The 23,275-nt window shown below is 37.3% G+C and carries 24 protein-coding genes, 1 tRNA gene, 1 other RNA gene and 1 pseudogene; 14 read left to right on the forward strand and 13 right to left on the reverse strand.

Annotation, left to right across the window (positions count from 1 at the left end):
- Positions 1–107: 107 nt before the first annotated feature.
- From ADF62_RS09715 to ADF62_RS09725, 3 genes and pseudogenes are all read right to left on the reverse strand, one after another.
- Complete coding sequence (locus ADF62_RS09715; RefSeq protein WP_003092081.1) at positions 108–1,400, reverse strand: adenylosuccinate synthase; 1,293 nt, start codon at positions 1,398–1,400, stop codon at positions 108–110.
- Between the two features lie 263 nt (positions 1,401–1,663).
- Positions 1,664–2,173: a DNA topology modulation protein gene (locus ADF62_RS09720; RefSeq protein ID WP_003092030.1), complete on the reverse strand. Its 510-nt coding sequence runs from the start codon at positions 2,171–2,173 to the stop codon at positions 1,664–1,666.
- Positions 2,174–2,671: 498 nt separating this feature from the next.
- Positions 2,672–3,681, reverse strand: a pseudogene (locus ADF62_RS09725) (low temperature requirement protein A); the annotation flags it as partial.
- Between the two features lie 203 nt (positions 3,682–3,884).
- On the opposite strand from ADF62_RS09725, the gene ADF62_RS09730 reads away from it, so the two are divergent.
- From ADF62_RS09730 to ADF62_RS09740, 3 genes are read left to right on the forward strand one after another with little or no spacing between them, the layout of a single operon-like run.
- A complete protein-coding gene (locus ADF62_RS09730; RefSeq protein ID WP_048788676.1) occupies positions 3,885–4,862 on the forward strand; it encodes a replication initiation protein in 978 nt (325 codons plus the stop codon).
- A gap of 11 nt (positions 4,863–4,873) precedes the next feature.
- A complete protein-coding gene (locus ADF62_RS09735) occupies positions 4,874–5,062 on the forward strand; it encodes a DUF3173 domain-containing protein (protein WP_000369785.1) in 189 nt (62 codons plus the stop codon).
- 1 nt (position 5,063) lies between these two features.
- Positions 5,064–6,203 carry a tyrosine-type recombinase/integrase gene (locus ADF62_RS09740; RefSeq protein ID WP_003091984.1) on the forward strand — a complete coding sequence of 380 codons (1,140 nt, stop codon included), beginning with the start codon at positions 5,064–5,066 and terminating at the stop codon, positions 6,201–6,203.
- 86 nt (positions 6,204–6,289) lie between these two features.
- Here ADF62_RS09740 and ADF62_RS09745 read toward each other — a convergent pair.
- The 3 genes from ADF62_RS09745 to ADF62_RS09750 all read right to left on the reverse strand — a co-directional run bounded on the left by ADF62_RS09745 (position 6,290) and on the right by ADF62_RS09750 (position 7,912).
- Positions 6,290–6,362 (reverse strand) — tRNA-Lys (locus tag ADF62_RS09745).
- Positions 6,363–6,557, reverse strand: a non-coding RNA gene (gene ssrS, locus ADF62_RS09960) — 6S RNA. It abuts the tRNA gene before it with no gap.
- Positions 6,558–6,643: 86 nt separating this feature from the next.
- Positions 6,644–7,912, reverse strand: a complete 1,269-nt coding sequence (locus ADF62_RS09750; RefSeq protein WP_003092076.1) for a replication-associated recombination protein A — start codon at positions 7,910–7,912, stop codon at positions 6,644–6,646.
- 169 nt (positions 7,913–8,081) lie between these two features.
- On the opposite strand from ADF62_RS09750, the gene rpmB reads away from it, so the two are divergent.
- The 9 genes from rpmB to nrdG all read left to right on the forward strand — a co-directional run bounded on the left by rpmB (position 8,082) and on the right by nrdG (position 14,988).
- On the forward strand, positions 8,082–8,270 hold the full coding sequence (gene rpmB / locus ADF62_RS09755) for a 50S ribosomal protein L28 (protein WP_002885786.1): 189 nt from the start codon (positions 8,082–8,084) through the stop codon (positions 8,268–8,270).
- A gap of 124 nt (positions 8,271–8,394) precedes the next feature.
- Positions 8,395–8,661 carry an IreB family regulatory phosphoprotein gene (locus ADF62_RS09760; protein ID WP_002885737.1) on the forward strand — a complete coding sequence of 89 codons (267 nt, stop codon included), beginning with the start codon at positions 8,395–8,397 and terminating at the stop codon, positions 8,659–8,661.
- Positions 8,661–9,080, forward strand: a complete 420-nt coding sequence (gene ruvX, locus ADF62_RS09765; RefSeq protein WP_048788677.1) for a Holliday junction resolvase RuvX — start codon at positions 8,661–8,663, stop codon at positions 9,078–9,080. The genes ADF62_RS09760 and ruvX overlap by 1 nt, the downstream gene beginning before the upstream one ends.
- Positions 9,081–9,187: 107 nt before the next feature.
- A complete protein-coding gene (locus tag ADF62_RS09770; RefSeq protein ID WP_002887079.1) occupies positions 9,188–9,493 on the forward strand; it encodes a DUF1292 domain-containing protein in 306 nt (101 codons plus the stop codon).
- Positions 9,494–9,705: 212 nt separating this feature from the next.
- Positions 9,706–11,352, forward strand: a complete 1,647-nt coding sequence (locus ADF62_RS09775) for a membrane protein (protein ID WP_048788678.1) — start codon at positions 9,706–9,708, stop codon at positions 11,350–11,352.
- Between the two features lie 98 nt (positions 11,353–11,450).
- A complete protein-coding gene (gene nrdD, locus ADF62_RS09780) occupies positions 11,451–13,655 on the forward strand; it encodes an anaerobic ribonucleoside-triphosphate reductase (protein WP_048788679.1) in 2,205 nt (734 codons plus the stop codon).
- A gap of 89 nt (positions 13,656–13,744) precedes the next feature.
- Entirely contained in the window at positions 13,745–13,876 is a 132-nt protein-coding gene (locus tag ADF62_RS11730) for a hypothetical protein (protein ID WP_002885877.1), read from the forward strand.
- Between the two features lies 1 nt (position 13,877).
- The gene (locus ADF62_RS09785) at positions 13,878–14,378 is read left to right on the forward strand and encodes a GNAT family N-acetyltransferase (RefSeq protein WP_048788680.1); all 501 of its coding nucleotides are present in this window, start codon (positions 13,878–13,880) and stop codon (positions 14,376–14,378) included.
- A gap of 4 nt (positions 14,379–14,382) precedes the next feature.
- A complete protein-coding gene (gene nrdG, locus ADF62_RS09790; RefSeq protein ID WP_003092012.1) occupies positions 14,383–14,988 on the forward strand; it encodes an anaerobic ribonucleoside-triphosphate reductase activating protein in 606 nt (201 codons plus the stop codon).
- 19 nt (positions 14,989–15,007) lie between these two features.
- Here nrdG and yaaA read toward each other — a convergent pair whose 3' ends face one another.
- The 6 genes from yaaA to ADF62_RS09820 form a co-directional block, all read right to left on the reverse strand.
- Positions 15,008–15,748, reverse strand: a complete 741-nt coding sequence (yaaA, locus tag ADF62_RS09795; RefSeq protein ID WP_048788681.1) for a peroxide stress protein YaaA — start codon at positions 15,746–15,748, stop codon at positions 15,008–15,010.
- A gap of 86 nt (positions 15,749–15,834) precedes the next feature.
- On the reverse strand, positions 15,835–16,776 hold the full coding sequence (locus tag ADF62_RS09800) for a YitT family protein (RefSeq protein ID WP_003091998.1): 942 nt from the start codon (positions 16,774–16,776) through the stop codon (positions 15,835–15,837).
- Complete coding sequence (gene aspS, locus ADF62_RS09805; RefSeq protein WP_048788682.1) at positions 16,769–18,520, reverse strand: aspartate--tRNA ligase; 1,752 nt, start codon at positions 18,518–18,520, stop codon at positions 16,769–16,771. The genes ADF62_RS09800 and aspS overlap by 8 nt, the downstream gene beginning before the upstream one ends.
- Positions 18,521–18,629: 109 nt before the next feature.
- Complete coding sequence (locus tag ADF62_RS09810) at positions 18,630–19,052, reverse strand: hypothetical protein (protein WP_048788683.1); 423 nt, start codon at positions 19,050–19,052, stop codon at positions 18,630–18,632.
- Positions 19,053–19,059: 7 nt separating this feature from the next.
- Complete coding sequence (gene hisS, locus ADF62_RS09815; RefSeq protein WP_048788684.1) at positions 19,060–20,340, reverse strand: histidine--tRNA ligase; 1,281 nt, start codon at positions 20,338–20,340, stop codon at positions 19,060–19,062.
- Between the two features lie 248 nt (positions 20,341–20,588).
- Positions 20,589–21,701: a vitamin B12 independent methionine synthase gene (locus tag ADF62_RS09820; RefSeq protein WP_048788685.1), complete on the reverse strand. Its 1,113-nt coding sequence runs from the start codon at positions 21,699–21,701 to the stop codon at positions 20,589–20,591.
- 231 nt (positions 21,702–21,932) lie between these two features.
- On the opposite strand from ADF62_RS09820, the gene rpmF reads away from it, so the two are divergent.
- Together rpmF and rpmG are read left to right on the forward strand one after the other, a co-directional pair.
- Entirely contained in the window at positions 21,933–22,115 is a 183-nt protein-coding gene (rpmF, locus tag ADF62_RS09825) for a 50S ribosomal protein L32 (RefSeq protein WP_000290414.1), read from the forward strand.
- Between the two features lie 15 nt (positions 22,116–22,130).
- The gene (gene rpmG / locus ADF62_RS09830) at positions 22,131–22,280 is read left to right on the forward strand and encodes a 50S ribosomal protein L33 (protein ID WP_002262412.1); all 150 of its coding nucleotides are present in this window, start codon (positions 22,131–22,133) and stop codon (positions 22,278–22,280) included.
- Between the two features lie 361 nt (positions 22,281–22,641).
- Here the strand turns inward: rpmG and ADF62_RS09835 are convergent, their stop codons facing one another.
- A complete protein-coding gene (locus ADF62_RS09835; RefSeq protein ID WP_048788686.1) occupies positions 22,642–23,256 on the reverse strand; it encodes an NUDIX hydrolase in 615 nt (204 codons plus the stop codon).
- Positions 23,257–23,275 lie beyond the last annotated feature (19 nt).

Below are 23,275 nucleotides of genomic sequence, written 5' to 3' on the forward strand. Positions count from 1 at the left end.
AATTGACACGCGTTTTTTTCTAACAGTTATCAAGTCATATATGGCCTTATTCTGTTTACTGACTAAAGAAAAAAGAACCTAGTTTTCTAGATTCTTTGTCTTCATTATTAGATATTTGACCAAACACTCTCAAGAATGTTTGTTTGTTCACGTCCAGGTCCTACAGAGAAGGTAGAGATACGTACACCGACCAACTCACCAACACGACGAACATAATTACGGGCATTTTCAGGAAGCTCATCTAAACTACGGCAACCTGTAATATCCTCTTCCCAACCTGGCAATTCTTCATAAATTGGTTTACAACGTTTCAATTGCTCAAGGCTAGCTGGATAGTAATCAATGCGCTCACCATCAAGATCGTAGGCTACACAAATTTTCACAGTATCAAAACCTGAAAGAACGTCGATACAGTTCAAGCTAAGGTTTGTAATCCCTGATACACGACGGCTATGACGCATTACTACTGAGTCAAACCATCCTACACGACGTGGACGTCCAGTTGTTGTTCCATATTCATGACCAACTTCACGGATACGTTCACCCACTTCATCAAATAACTCAGTTGGGAAAGGACCATCACCAACACGACTCGTATAGGCCTTACATACACCCACAACCTTATTAATTTTAGAAGGTCCAACACCAGAACCAATTGTAACACCACCCGCAACTGGGTTTGATGACGTTACAAATGGGTAAGTACCTTGGTCAATATCAAGCATAACTCCTTGAGCCCCTTCAAAGAGGACACGTTTACCGGCATCAAGAGCATCATTCAAGATAACAGATGTATCTGTGACGTATTGTTTTATTTGTTGTCCGTAAGCGTAGTATTCTTCGAAAATCTCATCGAATGATAACTCTTCAGACTCATACATCTTACTGAAAAGACGATTTTTCTCAGCCAAGTTTGTCTTCAAGCGACTAGCAAAGATTTCTTTGTCCAAAAGATCGGCAATACGGATACCTACACGCGCAGCCTTATCCATATAGGCAGGACCAATACCTTTGTTAGTTGTACCAATCTTATTATCACCTTTAGCAGCTTCTTGCAGTTGATCAAGTTTAATGTGGTACGGCAAGATAACGTGCGCACGGTCAGAAATACGAAGGCTCTCTGTTGACACACCTTCGGCATGAAGATATTCCAACTCTTTGACAAGTGATTTAGGATTGACCACTACACCGTTCCCGATAACAGAGATTTTCTCTGGGAAGAAAATACCTGATGGAATCAAGTGCAATTTAAATTTCTTACCATCGATAACAATCGTGTGACCTGCATTGTCTCCACCTTGATAACGTGCGATCACTTCGGCATCTTGACTTAGGAAATCTGTAATTTTCCCTTTACCTTCATCACCCCACTGGGTACCCACAACAACTACTGATGTCATATTATTTTGATAACGGACAGCTCCATCTTTTCGAGACTGCCTCCACCTTTCTTGAAAAACTTCACGGTGGGAATTTCACCCACAAGTTTTGCGTTACATTTTATTATATCAGAAAAGAGACTAATTGTTCAACGATGAAAGCGTTTATATCAAAATATTCTGACAGTTACAACCAAGATTGCAACTAATTTTTTACTATATATTTTTAATCTCACATCTTATGTAGAGCTACCAACTATTTTATGACTAAATTATTATAGCAGTTATTTAACCTTCTTCATAATATAATCGTTTAACTGCTTTTGATTCTTTAAAACTATTGTTTTGTCAGGATACTTTTTTACAGCAACTTTAAATTTCGTTACATTCTTTTGTGAATGTCCATCTAATAGAATCCATTTCACAAATTCGAAATCGAATTTTTCATTGCAATTTTCCGCCATGCTAGGACGCGTCCGCCCCTTGTATTTTAAATATCTCCTAAAAGCCCGATAGAGACAATTAACTCTATTAAAGTTGAAATATATAATACAGTCAGCTTCTCTCATACGCTCTTCATAAAGACAGGCCGAGTAATTCCCTTCAATAATCCAATCCTTTTGTAACATAAATTTTGAAATATCATCAGTCATTTCATTAACTGTCCGCTCTTTCCAGTTTGATGTGAAATGAATTTTATCTAAATGAAGCACCTCACAATTGTAGTGTTGACCTAGAAAACTTGCCAAAGTCGACTTTCCAGAACTACTATAGCCAATGATTGCAATTTTCAACTCATGTCTCCTTTTTCAATTCTGTTTCTTGACTATTATCATAACACAAAGCATATATTTAGAAGAAATTATCATTGGGAACAACTCTCGTTTAGACAAACAAGCACGTAAAGTTCTGTTTAAAGTGAGTTCTTTCTTAGAAAAATAAAAAAGAGACCTACAATCAAGTCTCTTTTCGATATTAAGCTGCCCCCTACATGGATTTGTAAGAACTTTTCATATTGAAAATAAACAAAAATGTTGAAATATAGCTGATTTTAGGGAAATACTTTTAGGTGTTTTCAATGTCAGGATTTAAAAATGGGGCAAAAGTGGGGCAAAAACGAATGACTCGTATTTGGTTTGAAAACCTATAATACCTAATGATTATGCTATTCTAGATATATAGTTTTGTTATAAATAAATGTCAGTGCGAGATCAAATTGGAGGATAAAATGGAAAAACAAATTAATGAAAAAAAAGCCTTGGTTCCCAAAGCTTTTTAATCTTATAAACTCATTAAAATAACTCCCAGTTAGATTTGGAATATTTTTTATTCTGTGTCATATAAAAATAAATAGAATGAATAGCTATAGCTAGAGCTAAAATGGTTGTAATACTTACTACTATTATAGGATTAGAAGCAAAGATTAAAGAGAGAATCAAGGCAGCCAGATAGAGTGTAGCTTGGACACAGTAGTAACTTTTCGAATAGCGAAGATAGTGTTTGTTATAGGGCCCATTTGCTAGGACAGCAGCTTGGAAGAGGCCAATTCCGATATAAAAGAAGCTGGTTGCAAAGAGAAGATTAGCTTCAGGATTCAGAAGAAAACTCATCGAAACGGTCATCATAAGAATTCCAATAAAAATAGGATAGTGACTGTAAATTAGAAATAGTCCCTTTTGATTAGATTCTTCATCAATAGCATGGTCGAATTGACCAAAATAAAACAAGAACAGAGAAATCATAATAATGAAATAAAGAACCGAATAAATCGAGAAATTCTCGATTGTAAAGAAGTTAGCTAGCTCCATAATCATCTCTCCAAACGTAATAATGACAAGAAGGGAGATGCGCTCGATTAAATGGGGGAGAACTATCTGGAAATGATCATCTTTACTAATCGAGGTAATTGGCGTAATAAATGTTAGCAGAATACTAGCATAAAGGATATAGACTCCAATGTAAATAGGAAGAAGAGCTGCTAGATAGATTTCTAAACTTCGTAGACCTGTTATCCATAGAAAACCTTTGATACTTTCCCTATGAACATTATCGGTTGATTTTTTAAAAAACTCAACCAAATATTGAAAAAATAAGGTAAGTGTTAATGTACCAATAGCCCAACAGACATAATGAAAATATTGTTGCCAATCAGATCCAATCATATTGGCTATAAAGAGTAAAAGTCCCATTTGATAAACATGATTACCATGTTAAATAAAGAGTTCTTTCCATAGCGATTGGTATAAACGGTTTGAATCATCCATGAATCAGTGAGAAGCAAGACAGCCATGTGTGTGGACAAGGGCAAAGGACGAGCCTGACGGGAAGTCAGGCGAAGTCCCGAAGACTGCCGTCCAGACAATTTCTAGCCAAGCAAAAGCTGGCTATTCTAACAGCCAGCAAAAAGGGACACTTAGGACAACGTCCAAAGAACGACGGAACGAGCAAACGTTGATTTGACAGTGTTTCTGAGACCTAAAAAATCTAAAAGAAGGGAGGACAATTTTGTTGGTTTCTATACAAGATTTAAGAAGCATTCAAGAACGATGTGAAATAGGAGAATTAGTACAGAGGTTAGATGTCAGTATTGATAGATTAACGGTTATCTGGGATACAGACACTGGTTCCCTAAGACGAATTTTCAAAAATCTGAAACAGGCAATAAGTACAAAAGTTGACTCATTTGAAATATATGATAATGTTCGAGATGATGTCTTTACTTTAGCTAAAGTTTTTAATGAGTATGATTCGATCAATATTATATTTTTTCAATTATCCACTTATGGAGGTGAACAATTAATTCGAATTGATTTCAATCCTAATACTTTAAAAGAATTTGATGGAATGAAAGTATGGAGGCAATTAATGTATTTTGCCAGATTGAATTCATTGATGGTACGTTTGTCTCGTTTTGATTTAGCATTTGACATTTTCAACAGGCCTGATATCGTTAATTTGCAACATATTAAAGGTGGTGTTACCCATAAGGTCTTCTATGGTCGAGGGGGCGAATTAGAGACGAAATATTGGGGTTCTAACGGTAGTAATGTACAAGTTAGGTTATATGATAAGAATAAAGAAATCATTGCTCACAAGCGCGAAGAGAAGCTAGATTTGGCTGTAAATCCGTTTTGGTGGAGACTGGAGTTCCAACTCAGAACCAAAGCGATTGGTGAGGAGATGGTCCAAGATATTATGAATCGACTTGATAATTTCGGATTTTATAAGCTAGAACATATTCGAGTAGAGCAAAGAGCATTTACAATTATCTTTCTCAACAATCCTGAACTGTTATCATTGGCTTTTCCAAATTTAAAATCAGACAGCATCAAAAAGAAAAAAACAAGAGTCCGCAAACTATTGAGAGAAGAAACGAACCAATTTGCGGAAGAATTAAAAGAAGTATTAATACAGAATCTCCCTAAATTAAATACAGAATTACAACTACTTGTAGGTGAGTTTCTGAATTTAGAAAATAAATAAGGAGGATAACTATGGACAATAATTTAATTAGTAACAAAGAATTAATTGAAATGGGCTATCGCCCTCATACAGCGAATGATATCATTCATCAGGCAAGAGAATTACTTGTATCACGAGGCTATACATTTTATAATCGCAAACGTTTGATGGTTGTTCCAAAAAGTGTTGTAAATGAGATTCTAGGAACAGAGGTGGCGTAATATGGCAAGTGTTCGTTATCGAAAGCGAGGAGATAGCAACTTATGGACCTATGAAATTCGTAACGAAGGAAAGACTGTTGCTCATAATAGCGGTTTTAAAACAAAAAAGCTTGCAGAGTCAGAAGCTGAACCGATTCTGCAAGAACTTCGTTTAGGGAAAAGAATTTCTAGAGATATTTCTCTTGTAGATCTATATCAAGAATGGCTTGAACTAAAAATTCTACCGAGTAGCAGGTCGGAAGAGACAAAGAAAAAATATCTTCTCCGTAAAAACACAATTGAAAGATTATTTGGAAATAAAAAAGTCACTCAAATTCGTGCGAGTGAATACCAAAGAATAATGAATAAGTATGGGCAAACAGTTGGTAGAAATTTTCTTGGTAGATTGAATACTGGAATCCATCAGAGCATCCAAATGGCAATTGCCGACAAAGTTCTAATAGATGATTTTACACAACATGTCGAGTTATTTTCATCCAAAGAACAACAGATGACCGAAGAGAAATATTTGCATACAGAAAAGGACTATCTGGATTTACTTTTAGCAGTAAAGAGAAAATTTGATTACCAACGATCAATTGTTCCTTATATCGTCTATTTTCTATTAAAAACAGGGATGAGGTTTGGAGAGTTAATAGCGTTAACTTGGAATGAAGTTGACTTTGACAGAGGACTGTTAAAAACATATAGAAGGTTTAATACCCTTTCTCATAAATTTGTCCCTCCAAAAAACAAAACGTCTATTCGTATGGTACCGATAGACGAAGAATGTATTAAGATATTACAAGTCCTAAAAATTGAACAAGAGAAGGCTAATAAAGAGCTAGGTATCAAGAACAGGTATAAAATGATTTTTCAGCATTATGGATATATTCATATGGTACCAGATATTGCTAGTGTCAATAAAGCTTTGAGTGTTCTTTTAAATGAATTAGATATTTATCCAATTATCACGACAAAAGGAGCACGTCATACCTATGGAAGTTACCTCTGGCACAAAGGATTTGACCTTGGGGTTATTGCAAAAATTCTAGGGCATAGAGATATTTCAATGTTAGTAGAAGTATATGGACACACTTTAGAGGAGAAAATTTTTGAGGAATTTAATCAAATCAAAGATGTCTGGAAAGATTGCTCATAAAAAAATATGGGGCAAATGATGGGGCAAATCAGTTATAGACAAGCAAAAAAGCCTTTTAAATCAAGGCTTTTTCTTCTGTATTTCTATGCCCCCTACAGGGCTCGAACCTGTGACCCATGGATTAAGAGTCCACTGCTCTACCAACTGAGCTAAGGAGGCTGGATGCTGTATTGGTACCGATGATCCACGGTTTGTATTGAACCCGCGACGTAAAAAGCAGGTGGGCGACTCGCTACTAACTTCAGTTGCTTCTGGGTGAGCCAGCCTGCACACTGTTAATAGACCTCTGTCTCCCGATAATACAAAAATTAGTCGGTCAACACTTATATGTGGATTCGTATACCACAGCAATTTCTATGTTCTTATAATACCACTTTTGAAAATTATTGCAAGAGGAAAAATCAATTTTTTTGCAATCGTTTTCGTTGATTCCTCTCGTATTACCTAGATAACTTATCGATCCGTTCTTTATTAGCTCCAAGAGCTCTTTCATATTTCCCGGTTTCATTGGGTTGGAAATAATTCACACCTCTTAATTTATCCGGAAGATATTGTTGTTTAACCCACTTTTCAGGATAAGCATGAGGATACTTGTAATCTTGTGCATTGCCCAGTTCCTTGCTTCCAGCATAGTGTCCATCTCTCAAATGACGAGGAATCGGTAAATTTCCTGATTTTCTAAGGTCTGCCAAGGCAGCATCCATAGCCATATAAGCCGAGTTTGACTTAGGAGATAAAGCTAAGTCAACAACTACATTGGCTATCAAAATACGAGCCTCTGGAAAACCTACTTTCTGTGCAGCTTCCAAAGCTGTAACCGTGTGAACTTGCGCATCAGGATTAGCTAAACCAATATCCTCGTATGCAATCACAGTCAAGCGTCGTGCTAGACTAGGGAGATCTCCTGCTTCAACTAAACGTGCTGCATAATGAAGACTGGCATTAACATCAGAGCCTCGAATAGATTTTTGCAAAGCAGAAAGCACATCATAGTGTCCATCACCGTCTTTATCCATGGTGATATAGCTACGTTGTAAACTATTTTCCACTGTATCTAAAGTAATATGACGAAATCCATCTTCTGAAGCTGGCGTCGACATGACAGCTAAGTCTAAGGAATTATAAGCCGAACGTAAATCACCATTAGTAGCCGTAGCAATAAAATCTAGAGCATCTTCATCTAACTGGACATCAAAGTCAAAGCCACGCTCCTTATCCTCTAGAACTCCTAGAATAGCTTCCTTAATATCCTCGTTAGAGAGTGGTTCCAATTCAAATATTTGTACACGACTACGGATGGCTGGTGTGACAGAAAAAAACGGATTTTCCGTTGTAGCCCCAATCATGATAATATTACCATTCTCTAAGAGTGGTAATAAAAAGTCTTGTTTAGCTTTATCCAAACGATGAATCTCATCTAGAAGCAGAACTAAGCTACCTGAAAATTTAGCCTCTTCCGCAATTTCCTGTAGGCGTTTCTTGCTATCAACAGTAGCATTAAAGGTTCTAAAAGCAAATTTTGTTGTTCCTGCAATAGCACTAGCTATTGAGGTCTTCCCGATTCCTGGTGGCCCGTAGAGAATCATTGACGACAGCATATTTGCTTCTACCATACGGCAAATAATTTTACCTTCACCAACTAAATGCTTCTGACCAATCACCTCTGAAATTGTACGTGGACGCATGCGTAGAGCAAGATTATCTGGCATCTTCTCTCCTTTTTTAACTGATTTTTTCTTATTATAATAAGCATATACTATTTTGTTACAAAAAGAAATTATAAATAGTTCTTGTCAAACCTAAATTCTTATGATAGAATGTTTTGGTATGTGGTGCTAGCACATCCGTAATAAATTCTACCTAGGAGGAAAACACGAAATGGCTAAAGTATGTTACTTTACAGGACGTAAAACTGTTTCTGGAAACAACCGTTCACACGCTATGAACAAAACTAAACGTGCCGTTAAACCTAACCTTCAAAAAGTTACTATCCTTGTTGATGGTAAACCTAAAAAAGTTTGGGCTTCAGCTCGTGCGCTTAAATCTGGTAAAGTTGAACGCGTTTAATCTTATTGGATATAGAGAGATGACTTTAGTCATCTCTTTTTTTGTTCATCGTCTTTCCCTTTTGGCTATACTTATGTTATAATAAAGAACTAACAGATAATTCTTATAGAAAGAAGGTGTCAGTATGGGATTTACAGATGAAACTGTTCGTTTCAACCTAGACGACGGTAGCAAAGATGAAATCAGTAATACTTTGACAAATGTCTACCGTTCGTTGGCTGAGAAAGGTTATAATCCTATCAACCAAATCGTCGGTTATGTTCTGAGCGGTGACCCTGCTTATGTTCCGCGTTATAATGACGCCCGTAACCAGATTCGTAAATACGAACGTGATGAAATCGTTGAAGAACTCGTTCGCTATTATCTTAAAGGAAATGGAATTGACCTCTAATGCGAGTAATGGGACTTGATGTTGGCTCAAAAACAGTAGGAGTTGCGATTAGTGATCCCCTCGGTTTTACAGCCCAAGGCGTTGAAATTATCAAAATTGACGAGGAGGCTGAAGAGTTTGGTTTTGACCGACTAGGCGAGCTCGTTAAAGAATATAAGATAGAAAAATTTGTTGTTGGTCTTCCTAAAAATATGAATAACACTGAAGGACCGCGTGTTGAAGCAAGCAAAGCTTATGGAGACAAAATCAAGGAAATCTTTGGAATTCCTGTAGATTACCAAGATGAGCGCTTGACAACTGTTCAAGCCGAGCGTATGTTAGTTGAACAAGCAGATGTCAGCCGTGGTAAACGTAAAAAAGTTATTGATAAATTAGCTGCCCAACTTATTCTACAAAACTACCTCGATCGAATGTTTTAAGAAAGTGTAATAGAGACCTAATAGCCATACGAAAATCTAGTAAACTACCAAGCAAATATACTAGATTTTCATCACTATTCAGCGCTCTCTTCAAAAAGGAGAACAATATGTCACACAATCACGACCACAACCATGATCATGAAGTCATCACTTTAGTAGACGAACAAGGAAATGAAACACTTTTTGAAATCTTGTTGACTATTGATGGACGCGAAGAATTTGGTAAAAACTATGTTCTTTTGGTACCAGCTGGTGCTGAAGAAGATGCTAACGGAGAAATTGAAATCCAAGCATACTCATTCACTGAAAATGAAGACGGTACTGAAGGCGACCTTCAACCAATCCCTGAAGATTCAGATGCTGAATGGGATATGATTGAAGAAGTTTTCAATAGCTTTATCGACGAAAACTAATAAATAAGCAATGCCATAGGTAAAGAAATGACTTGTTAAAAAGAGATTGGGATATTGTATCTCAGTCTCTTTTTTAGATAATTTTTTCTTAAATGTAAGAAATTAGAGGAAAATTGACTAAATGGTATTATCTGATATACTTTAAATAAGACAATTAGGGGATAAGACCCTTTTATTTATAACTTTCCAAATGTCAACAAAGGAGTTTAATTGTGAGTCCATACAACAAAGACAATATTTTAGATTCAAGTGGCTACCAAGGTTATCATCGAAGCCACCATCGATCTCATACACAAGATAAGCAATCCGAAAAGATTGAAGTGACAATTCAGGGACATACAGACGATTCTAATTCTTCTCAAACAGAGAAAAAAACTAAGATTTCAATTTCACGGAAGCATAAAGGTCATATTCTGATTCTCAGTTTGATTTTGAGTATTTTTAGTATATCAGTTCCCTACTTTACAGACTTTTCCAATAATATACAGTCTCAAAACCTTTACATTGCAAAAATGTTTGCCAATGGTAGCTTACCTTACTCTGACTTTTTTGCGACAGGTGGGTTCTTTTATTACTTCCTAGTTTCTCTGGCTTTCCGTTTAGGATCAACTCTTTGGCTAATTCCTATACAAACCCTTACCTACTATCTTTCTGGTACTTACCTTTACAAGACTGTCATGCACATGACAAGTAATAAGGAGATTGCCACTCTAATTAGTATCATTTTCTTTATAATTAACGGCACATTTGGTTTTGGTGGTCTCTACCCTATCCAATTTGCCATGCCTTTTGTCCTAGGTGCCATCTTCTTCTTAACTCGTTACTTTGCGGGTCACAGTCGTGATGAAGCCTTTATTCTTTACGGCTTCGCTGGCACTGCGGGAGCTCTTTTTGAAGCTCGAACTCTTATTTTCTGGATATTGTCACTTGTGACAATCTTCGTTTACAATCTTGTCAACAAACACTTTGCTCGTGGTTTTTATCAAGTTCTTTGTATTATTTTTGGTAACATTCTAGTATTGTATCTATGTCTTTACTTTATCCTAAATTTACAAATTACATCAGACTATGTTAACCAAGTTTTGGTTTACAACTTTACACAACTCGCTGTAGAAAAAAATAACTTTCTACTCACGTTAGCTTACCAAAGTTTTGCTGTTATCGGCTCTGGATTACTTATTGGTGCACTTACTACAAGCAACCACCTTATGGGCGATGCTAAAGATAAGAGTATCAAGTGGGTACTACTCCTTAGTTTTATCTTTACAGTGGTTTACAGCTTGTTCTCTCAAAGTTTTGGACTTTACAGTATTCTCAACATCGTACCTTATGGTCTAGTCTTGACAGCACTTTCTTTAGATGATGCTATTAAAAAAAGAGCGAAGCGAACCTCTCACCGACGTCGTAATGCTAACCAAATCCACACGCTAAAAGTTTTTGGTATCTTCCTTAGCCGTAATTATTTCTTACCTATAATAGTTTTTGCATTTGCCTTTGCTATGCCAATCATCATGTTCCTATTTAATTTAGGAAATAATGCTGAACGTAGCACTGTCGCAAATTACCTCGCTAAAAATACCAAGAAAGATGAAACTATTTACGTTTATGATTCATCAGCAAAAATTTATTTGAAAAGTAATCGTAAATCAGCTTCACCATTTGTTCTTCCAGAACTTAACACAGCTAAATCAAGTCATCAAAAGGCTCTTTTAGACACTCTTATTCAGGACTCTGCACAATATATCGTTGTCCAGCAAGATACGCAATTGCCTTCTGAGGTTAAATCGACACTTTCAAAAAACTATAAAAAAGCCCCTGTAAAAGGCGTTGAACGATATACTGTTTACGTCCTAAAATAGGTCGAAAAATCAATATATAGTGGTTGGAATAAAAATATACCACAATATATTGATTTTTTTTTGCCTAGTGCTATAATTAGTAACGAGGTGATTTTTAGATGATTACATTAGAAAAAGAAAAGGTTACAATCAACCCTGATATCAAAGTCATCAAACGCGATGGTCGTATGGTTGTCTTTGATTCAAGTAAAATATATGAAGCTATTCTCAAAGCAAGTGAGGCTATTACACCTATCACACCAATAATTGAGACTAAATTGGAGGGAATTGCCACCCGTATTGTGGCCGAAATCAATGATCGATTCTCTCACAATATCAAAATATACGAAATTCAGAGTATCGTAGAGCATGAGTTACTCGAAGCTAACGAATACGCTATTGCTCAAGAATACATTAACTACCGTACCAAACGTGATTTTGAGCGTTCTCAGGCTACTGATATCAATTTCACCATTAACAAGCTGGTTAATAAAGATCAGGCTGTTGTTCATGAAAATGCTAATAAGGATAGTGATTTATACAATACACAACGTGATTTAACCGCAGGTATTGTTGGAAAATCTGTTGGACTTAAGATGCTTCCTCCACATGTAGCAAATGCTCATCAAAAGGGAGATATCCATTTCCACGATTTAGACTACAGCCCTTACACGCCTATGACAAACTGTTGTTTGATTGACTTCAAAAGTATGTTGGCAAATGGTTTTAAAATCGGTAACGCTGAAGTAGAAAGTCCCAAATCCATTCAAACTGCAACAGCACAAATTTCACAAATCATCGCAAATGTTGCCTCTAGTCAGTATGGTGGATGTACAGCAGACCGCATCGATGAGTTCTTAGCGTCTTATGCAGAACTCAACTACAAGAAACATTTAGCAGATGCTAAAGAATGGGTGACTGAGGAAAAACAGGAAGACTATGCTCGTGCTAAAACGCGTAAAGATATTTATGATGCTATGCAATCTCTTGAGTACGAGATAAATACACTTTTCACCTCAAATGGTCAAACACCATTCACCTCTCTCGGTTTTGGTTTGGGAACAAACTGGTTTGAGCGTGAAATCCAAAAAGCCATCCTACAAGTTCGTATTTTAGGACTTGGCTCCGAACACCGTACAGCCATTTTCCCTAAACTCATCTTCACCCTAAAGCGCGGACTTAACTTGGAACCTAATTCACCTAACTACGACATTAAACAGCTAGCACTTGAATGTGCTACTAAGCGTATGTATCCAGATATCCTATCATATGACAAAATCATTGAATTGACAGGTTCCTTCAAAGCCCCTATGGGATGTCGTTCCTTCCTTCAGGGTTGGAAAGATCAAAATGGCGTTGAAGTTAATTCTGGACGAATGAATCTTGGCGTAGTCACCCTTAATCTTCCTAGAATTGCCCTAGAGTCTAAAGGAGACCAGGATAAATTTTGGGAAATTTTTGAAGAAAGAATAGGAATTGCTAAAGATGCTCTTGTTTACCGAGTTGAACGGGTAAAAGAAGCTACACCTGCCAATGCACCTATTCTTTATCAGTATGGTGCATTCGGTCAACGACTTGGCAAGTTCGACAATGTAGATCAACTCTTTAAACATCGTCGTGCAACCGTATCACTTGGTTATATTGGGCTTTATGAAGTAGCATCTGTTTTTTATGGTAGTGACTGGGAGACAGATCTAGAAGCCAAGGCATTTACTTTAAATATCGTAAAAGCTATGAAAAATGCTTGTGAAAGTTGGTCTGACGAATATGATTATCATTTCTCTGTTTATTCAACACCATCAGAAAGTTTGACTGATCGCTTCTGTCGTTTGGATACTGAAAAATTCGGTGTCGTGACTGATATCACAGATAAAGAATATTACACCAACTCTTTCCACTACGATGTTCGTAAAAATCCAACACCATTTGAAAAATTAGAATTCGAAAAAGCTTACCCAGAAGCTGGCGCAACTGGTGGATTCATCCATTATTGTGAATATCCAGTCCTCCAGCAAAACCCTAAAGCACTCGAAGCTGTCTGGGACTTTGCTTATGACCGTGTCGGTTATCTTGGAACGAATACTCCAATAGATAAATGCTACAAGTGTGACTTTGAAGGGGACTTCACCCCAACAGAACGTGGATTCATGTGCCCTAACTGTGGCAACACAGATCCAAAAACAGTTGATGTCGTCAAACGCACATGTGGTTATTTAGGAAATCCACAGGCTCGCCCTATGGTTAAAGGACGCCACAAAGAAATCTCTGCCCGTGTGAAACATATGAATGGTTCAACCATAAAATATGAAGGTAAACACCTTTAATAAGACCTAGAATACATTATAATAAACTAGAAGCAGCTGGATGATACCTTCCAACTGCTTTGCTTATTTCATTTTTAGAAAGGAATATAATGGGAAAATATCAATTAGATTATAAAGGTATGCAACAAGTGGAACGTTACCACGAAAAAAATGCAACCGTCAAAAACGATAAAAAAGCACGTGTCCAAGCCCTTTTGAAAAAAGCTGGAAAGAAGAAATAATATGATCTTACGCCGACCAAGTCACACAGATAAAGAAGCTATCTTAGATATGATGACTGAATTTGAAAGGGAGAAATCTTCCCATGATGGTGGATTTTGGAACCCCGACAATTTTGTTTATGAAGAGTGGCTAGAAGAAAATCTTCAAGCGGAAGCGGGACTAAATATTCCTGAAAACTGGGTTCCTGCTATCCAGCTGGTTAGTTTTGACGAAGCAGGCCATGCTCTTGGCTTTCTCAACCTTCGTCTCCGATTAAATGACTACTTACTAGAAAAAGGGGGCCATATCGGCTACTCTATCCGTCCATCCGAACGAGGAAAGGGTTATGCGAAAGAATCTCTCCGTCAAGGCTTACAAATAGCTAAAGAAAAGAATATTCATCGTGTTCTGGTCACTTGTAGTATCAAGAATCCTGCTAGCCGAGTTGTTATATTAGCCAACGGTGGTCAGTTGGAGGACATTCGCCATGAAACTGAGCGCTATTGGATAGATTTGGAGTAGAATCATGACATGGAATACACCAAAGCCACAGGAATGGAAGTCTGAAGAACTTAGCCTAGGACGCATTATTGACTACAAAGCTTTTAATTTCGTTGATGGTGAAGGCGTACGTAACTCCCTTTACGTATCTGGTTGCATGTTTCACTGTAAGGGATGCTATAACGCTGCCACCTGGTCCTTTAAGGCAGGAATTCCCTATACTAAAGAACTTGAAGAACAAATCATGAGGGATCTAGCTCAACCTTACGTGCAAGGTCTCACGCTACTTGGTGGTGAACCCTTCCTAAACACAGGAATTCTCATTCCCCTAGTCAAACGCATTCATAAGGAACTACCCGAAAAAGACATTTGGTCTTGGACTGGTTATACTTGGGAAGAGCTAATGCTTGAAACTCCTGATAAGCTAGAACTTCTTCATCTCGTTGACATTCTTGTAGATGGACGTTTTGACATTACTAAGAAGAACCTTATGCTCCAGTTTCGAGGATCATCTAATCAACGTATTATTGATGTCAAAAAATCTCTTGATCAAGGAAAGGTTGTTATCTGGGACAAGTTGAATGACGGTCAAAACAACTATGAGCAAGTCGATCGTAAAGACATGATATAAAAAAGTCTGAGTTTGTAACTCAGGCTTTTTTAACTTTCTTTACAAAAACCAATTCACTATCAGAAGATAAATCCTTACGATAGTAGAACTCATCAAAGGATAATTCTCGTAAGGCATCTATGGTTCGACAATTTTCCTTCATTACAGCTGTCAAAAAGGCTCCTCTAGCCTTTTTAGAAATCGTTGAATGTGTCTTAAGAAGGCCATTACGGTCTTCCATAAAACTAACTGTGAATAACTGCTTACGAAGACTTGGACTAAAGACATCTTCAAATTCATTTGAAAGTAAGGAAACAACTGAAACTTGACTTTCTTCTAAGAATTTATCATATTCAGAACGCCAGTAGTTTTTTAAGGACTGACCATTAACCTTAACCTTGGTATGAAAATCATGACGATGTTCCTGAATTGAATAAAAAGCTGGAATAATCCCATAAAAAGAAGATGTTATAAACACCTGTTGGCTTAAGAAATCTTTTTCACATGTGGATAAGTCACTACGTTTAATATGGCGATACATCAAGCCATTAAAAAGCTCTATTGCAGGATAGCTCCTTGCTTCTCCAGACAAAATTCTATCCCAGCGCTGCTTTTCTTTGCGAGCCTGCTCAGGTTTAATGTTATAAACTGTGGATAAGTCATCTGTGGATAATTTTGCCATTTCTGTTAGAATAGCTACACTCTTTTCAGATAGTTTTTGGGATGGAACTTCCTTATTGGGTTTCATTTCTTTTGCGGTTGGAATTAAAAATCTAATCATACTGATATTGTAAAGTCAAGCAAGCATTTCGTCAAGAATTCTATCCAACAAAAAAGAAGCTAACGTTCGTCAACTTTCTTTTTTTGTTAGTCATCTAAATCAACAAAACGACCTAGAATATGTACATTTTCTGCAATGGAGACAAAGGCTTTAGGGTCTGCTTTTCTCATATAATGCTTGAAGTCAGTATACTCTTCACGCGTAATAATCGCCAATAATACGGCTTTCTTTTCGTGATTATATGTTCCTTCCGCATCATTAATCAACGTTACTCCACGGTGGAGTTTCTTCTGGATCATTCGTACAACTGGATCTGGATTACTTGTAACAATCATTGCCTGCATTTTCTTCTGTTTAGTGAAAATCGCATCCGTTACTCGGCTTGAGACAAAAATTGTCACCATTGAATAAAGGGCATATTTCCAACCAAAAAGTATACCTGCAAAAATCATGATAATTCCGTTGACAATCAAGGAGATATTCCCAACATCACGACCCGTTTTCTTACGAATAGTAAGACTGACGATATCTGTTCCTCCACTAGAGATACGTGATTTTAGACCGAAACCAATCCCTGTTCCCATGACCAGACCACCAAAAATAGCATTAATCAATGGATCCTCCGTTAAGGTCACATGAGGCATCGCCTGAATAAAAAGGGAGCTCATTGTTACCGTAATGAAGGTGAAGATGGTAAATTTGTGGCCAATCTTATACCAAGCTAAAATCAAAAGTGGAATATTAATCGCATAGAAAGTCAATGATACTGGTATCTCAAACCCCAAAGTTCTAACACTCAATGCCGATAAAACCTGTGCCAAACCTGTTGCTCCACTGGAGTAAACATGTCCAGGTTGAAAAAAGAAATTAACGGCGATTGACGATAAGAGCCCGTAAAGTAAAGAAGCTGAGACTTTTTCAGTATATTTTTCACGGGAAATACTACGTGCAGCCTGCAAAATACCCATTTTCTTCGCAGACTTTTTCGCTACAAATTTAACATGTTTATGAAGAGGTGCTTTATTCATTTTCTAAATCTACATGAAGGGCAAGTTCTTCCAACTGTTTATCAGCCACAAGACTTGGAGCCTGAGTCATAGGATCTGATGCCTTATTATTTTTAGGGAAGGCAATCACTTCACGGATATTATCTTTACCTGCAAGAAGCATGACGAAGCGGTCGAGACCGATAGCCAAACCACCATGTGGTGGGAAACCATAGTCCATGGCTTCAAGAAGGAATCCAAATTGCTCATAGGCTGATTCTTCAGAGAAACCAAGGGCTTTCAACATACGTTCCTGTAGGTCTTTATGATTGATACGTAGACTACCCCCACCAAGCTCATAACCATTCAAGACAATATCATAAGCTACAGCACGTACCTTGGAAAGATCCCCTTCAAGCTCTGCTGCAGAATCTTCTGTTGGCAAAGTAAATGGGTGGTGAGCAGACATATAGCGTCCTTCTTCTTCAGACCACTCAAACATTGGCCAATCAACAACCCAAAGGAAGTTGAATTTAGTGTTGTCAATCATGTCAAGTTCTTTAGCAATTTGATTACGCAAAGCACCTAGTGTGTTGTTAGCGATTTCATGTGTATCTGCTACAAAAAGAACTAGATCATTCTCTTCAAGGTGTAAAGTATCTGTCAACTTATCTTCAATACTTGTCAAGAATTTAGCAACTGGACCTGCTAGAGCACCGTCAGTCATCTTAACCCAAGCAAGACCCTTAGCGCCAAATTGTTTGGCAAACTCTGTCAACTTGTCAATACTTTTACGTGAGTATTTGTCTGCATTTCCTTTGGCAACAATCGCCTTAACAGCTGGCGCCTCAGCAAACACTTTGAAGTCTACACCCTTGACAACCTCTGTCAAGTCTTGTAAAAGCATGTCAAAGCGTGTATCTGGCTTGTCAGAACCATAGTTATTCATGGCATCATCATAAGACATTCGTGGGAATGGTAGTGTAACTTCAATTCCTTTAGTTTCTTTCATAACCTTAGCAATCAAGCCTTCTGTAATATCTTGGATTTCTTGCTCATTAAGGAATGACGTTTCCAAGTCAACTTGTGTAAACTCAGGTTGACGGTCTCCACGCAAATCTTCATCACGGAAACACTTAACAATTTGATAGTAACGGTCAAAACCAGCATTCATCAATAATTGCTTAGTGATTTGAGGACTTTGAGGAAGAGCATAAAAGTGACCTTGGCTAACTCGGCTTGGAACCAAGTAATCACGAGCACCTTCTGGTGTAGATTTTGTCAACATTGGTGTTTCAACATCGATAAATTCCAAGTCATCAAGATAATTACGGATGGCGTGGGTTACCTTTGCACGGAGCTTAAAGTTTTCCAACATCTCTGGACGACGCAGATCCAAGTAGCGGTAACGCATACGTGTATCATCACTAGCCTCAACACCATCTTTGATTTCAAATGGTGTTGTTTTGGCAGTATTAAGGACTTTAAGGTCTTCAACTTTAAGTTCGACAGCACCTGTAGGCAAATTAGCATTAGCTTGTTCACGCGCTTCAACAGTTCCTGTTACTTCAATAACAAATTCGCTACGCAAGCTTTCAGCTGTTTCAACAACATTAGCATCCGCATTTTCAGGGTTAACAACCAACTGCATCAAACCTTCACGGTCACGAAGATCGATAAAAATCAAACCTCCGAGATTACGACGGCGAGATACCCAACCTTTCAAAGTAATAGTAGTTCCGATGTGTTCACTACGAACACGTCCAGCATACATAGAACGTTCCATAAATACACTTCTTTCGTTAATTTTTTAGTCTTAACTATTATAGCAAAAAGCCCATCAAAACCCCACCCATTTCAGGTTAGAATTTTAATAGACTTTCTTTTTTATAAAACTATTTGCCAAATTGTTTCAACAAATCACTAGTATCTACGTAATCTTCAGCAAACTCTTCAAAATCTTCAAAGTGATAATCGGCTGTTTCTAAGTCAAGCAAGCTATTCCAACGAAATCCGTAAACATCTTCAATGATAACACTAAGTTCATCAGTTTCCTCGTCTACCTGCCACCCCAAATAACGTTCCTGGGTTTCAAAACTCAAGACCACATCTTGACAATCTTGACGCCAAACTTGACCAAGTAATTGCTGGCACATCGCATGATCACTTGCAGTCTCATCATTGAACCAAGTAATGTCATGTTTATCAAGAAAGGCGATCAACTGCCAAAACTGTTGTTGGAAACGAATGGGCATACTACGATCAAAAGCCAAACTGAACTTTTCACTCCGTTTGAGCATATCAACTATACTAACCATATGCCCCCTACTTTTCTAACTGCTTGAGGACTGCTGCAAAGTTTTTAGTTAGCTCTTCGAAACTTACAGTAACTTCCTCACGAGTAGCATTATTTTTGACATTGACCTGACCTGACTCCACTTCACTCTCACCTAATGTGATGACCGTCTTGGCCTTGAAGGTATCTGCTGACTTAAATTGCGCCTTAATCTTACGTCCAAGGTAATCACGTTCAGCCTTAAATCCTTGATAGCGGATAGCTTGAACTAACTCAAGAGCTTTGCCATTGGCACCTGAACCAAGTACTGCAATGTACACATCCAGACTTTCTTCCACCGGAAGCTCAATACCTTGTTTATCAAGAACCAAAAGCAAGCGTTCTAAACCAAGTCCAAAACCAAAACCAGCTGTTTCTGGACCACCGAAGTATTCAACCAAACTATCGTAACGACCGCCTGCACAAATTGTCAATTCAGACTTATCAATAGTGGTAATAAATTCAAAAATCGTGTGGTTGTAGTAATCAAGACCACGTACCATATTAGTATCAATCACGTAAGGAATGTTAAGACTATCGAGCATAGTACGTACTTCGTCAAAGTGCGCTTGACTTTCTTCATCTAAATAATCAAGGATAGATGGAGCATTTTCAACTGCAACCTTATCTTCTTTTTCTTTTGAATCGAGCACTCGCAAAGGATTTTCATCCAAACGACGTTGACTATCTTTTGACAAACTTTCACGCATTGGTGTCAAGTAGTCAATTAAGGCCTGACGATAAGCCAGACGACTCTCAGTATTTCCAAGGCTATTCAAATGAAGAGTAACATCCTTGATGCCAAGCGTATTAAAGAGTTGGTAAGCCATAGCAATGGTTTCAACATCTGTTGCTGGATTTTTTGATCCAAAGCACTCTACACCTAGTTGGTGGAACTCGCGCAAGCGTCCTGCTTGAGGACGTTCATAACGGAACATTGACCCAATATAATAAACTTTAACAGGTTTTTGAACCTCTGGCGCAAAGAGTTTGTTTTCTACATAAGAGCGTACAACTGGTGCTGTCCCTTCTGGACGAAGTGTAATATGACGGTCTCCCTTATCATGAAAATCATACATTTCCTTAGTAACGATGTCAGTTGTATCACCTACTGAACGTGAAATGACCTCGTAATGTTCAAACATAGGTGTACGAATTTCACCATAATTGTATTTCTTAAATGTTTCACGTGCAACATTTTCCACGTACTGCCATTTAGCACTATCCGCAGGTAAAATATCCTGCGTTCCCTTAGGTTTTTGAAGTTTCATAATGATGATACAGGCCTCAAATAGACCTGCCCTCCTTTTCCGTTATTACAGATATAATCACTCTATTCTATCATAATTATACAGCTTTTGGGAAATGGTGGAGGATTTTTCAACGTAAGAAAGAAACAGACCTCTTTGCCTGCCACAATGATTAATCTTCCGTCCTGCCTCTTTATAGTTCATGACACTTCCTTTCTATATTCATAAAAAGAGAGAACAAGCTGAGCCTGTTCTCTGAACTTTCTCTATTATGACCAAACCTTATCAGTAATAGTTTTAATCAATTGCAATTTATTCCACTCGTCTTGCTCAGTCAAAATGTTACCTTCTTCAGTTGAGGCAAAACCACATTGAGTTGAAATCCCAAGGTTCTTAAGTGGTACAAGTTCAGCCGCTGCATAGATACGATCAATGACAGCATCTACATTTTCCAAGTTAGGATCCTTAGAAGTAATCACACCAAGTACCAATTCAACATGATCACGGTTATTCCAAATCGTTGGAAGTGGTGCGAAGCTACCTGAACGCGCATCATCATATTCCAAGAAGAAGATATCATAGTTCAATTGACCAAGATACTTAGCTACTGAATCATAGCCACCTTCAAAAAGGTACGTAGACTTAAAGTTCCCACGACAAATGTGAGTAGCCAAAGTCAAATCTTCTGGAAGACCTTTCAAAGCTTTATTGATAGTGTACACATCATCCTCAGCAATTTTTGCCAACTCAGCTGTTTTCTCAGGATTATTTCTTTCATTCTCAAACTGTTGAATCAAATAACCCCAAGTTGTATCATCCAATTGCACATAACGTGCACCCAAATCGTAGAAATGTTGGATGGTATCATGGTAAGCTTTAGCCAAATCATCAAGGAAATCAGTCCATGAATCATAGTAGTCTGCATAGAGATCACTACGGTGGTCACGGTTAATGATGAGTGATGGGCTTGGAATAGTGACTTTTGGAGTGATTCCTTCAGGAGTCACTGATTTAAGATATTCAAAGTCGCGATAGAAGGGATGATTAGGATTTTCGGCAATTTTACCGTTGATACGAACGTTGGTTGTACGTGTCTTAGCACCATGGAATTTATATGAATCTTCTTGTTGGTAAGCTTCAAAACCAGTTAAATTCCATAGAAAATCAAGGTGCCACCAAGAACGACCAAATTCACCATCAGAAACTACTTGAAGACCATTTTCTACCTCATGGTGAACCAATTCCTTAACCAATTCATCTTGCACTTTCAGTAATTCTTCTTGCGAAATCTCACCATTGGCAAATTTTTCACGTGCTTCTTTTAGAGCTTGTGGACGAAGGTAAGAACCAACATGATCAAAATGATAATGTACTTTACTCATAGTTATTTACTCCTTTTTATTCTTTCACTTAACGTTATAATAAGCCTATTCTAGCACTTACCCTTATAGCTGTGAAATATATATTTACTATCGCAATATATAGTTTTTAACTATATATTTTCTTGGCAAGTTTTTTTGTCAAGTAACTTTACTTTACAAAAAAGATATGTTATTCTGTTATAGTTGATTTAAAATCAAGAACATAAATATTAATTCGGAGGAAATAAAGAAATGGCAGTACCTGCACGTCACACTTCAAAAGCGAAGAAAAACAAACGTCGTACACACTACAAATTGACTGCTCCATCAGTACAATTTGACGAAACAACTGGAGATTACTCACGTTCTCACCGTGTATCACTTAAAGGATACTACAAAGGACGTAAAATCGCTAAAGCTAACGAAGCTAAATAATAGAAGGGAGATACCATGCGCGTAAATATTACACTTGAACACAAAGAATCTGGTGAACGCTTGTACCTTACTTCAAAAAACAAACGTAACACTCCAGACCGTCTTCAATTGAAGAAATACTCACCAAAATTGCGTAAACACGTAATCTTTACTGAGGTGAAATAATTGAATAAAGAAGCCATGAAAATCTTATTTTCATGGCTTTTTTATTACCAAATATAACAGTTATTAGTTCTAGTCAAAAGAGCACAAAAGCATAATAGGCTCTATTAATATCTTACTCCTCCCTTCCTATCGCAGAGAGTATACAATAAAGCGAAAAAGTCATTGTTCAATATAAAGTTTTACAACCTAGATAAAAAACTCAATATTTATTTTGAAAACAATGTTAGTAATACTCTAACTATCCATACATTAAGCTTTAAAGACCTACCCGATACCCTATTTCAGAAATGGATTTTACTTTTTTACACCTAGTAAACAAACAAACTAATAGTAAAAAGATCAACATATTACCGTTGATCTTTTATTTTGACTCTAAACCTTTTAAAATATCTGTAAATCTATGTGTAAACATAGCTGTCATTCCCCATATATTCTCTGTCAAGTTCCTGTAAAAAGGAATATGACGTTCACTGTACCCAAAATTGTATCTTTCTCTGTTTTTTACCAAGAAAAATGGGAAACCTTTCGCATCACTCAAGGTAGAAGTGACTTTGTAATAAATCGGACCTTCTGTCAACAATGTGTCAACACAAACTGTAAACAACCGTTTCACCTCTTCATTTGGATGAATATGCTCCCAATTTTCTATATTTATCTTTCCAACAAAGCAATGAATAGTTCTCCCCTGATGAATCAGATAATCAATCTCTCCCCAAATATCTATTTGGTCAGGAATTAAGTTTAGTTCCTCACATGTTTCTCGTATAGCAGCTTCTTGAAAAGTCTCACCATCTTCGACACGGCCACCAGGAAAAGAGACCTCACCTGGTTGAGAAATATGCTCACTTCGTACTTGGTAAAGAATTTGATACTTATCAGTTTTTACATCATATATTAGGGGTAAAAGCACCGCATAGCGTCTTTTCTCCCCTAGCGGCTTCGGCTCGTAATGAGCTAGTTTATCTTTAATAGTCATAAGAACTCCTTGACTTCAT

The sequence above is a fragment of the Streptococcus sp. 1004_SSPC genome (genome assembly GCF_001069025.1).
Classification (GTDB): domain Bacteria; phylum Bacillota; class Bacilli; order Lactobacillales; family Streptococcaceae; genus Streptococcus; species Streptococcus vestibularis.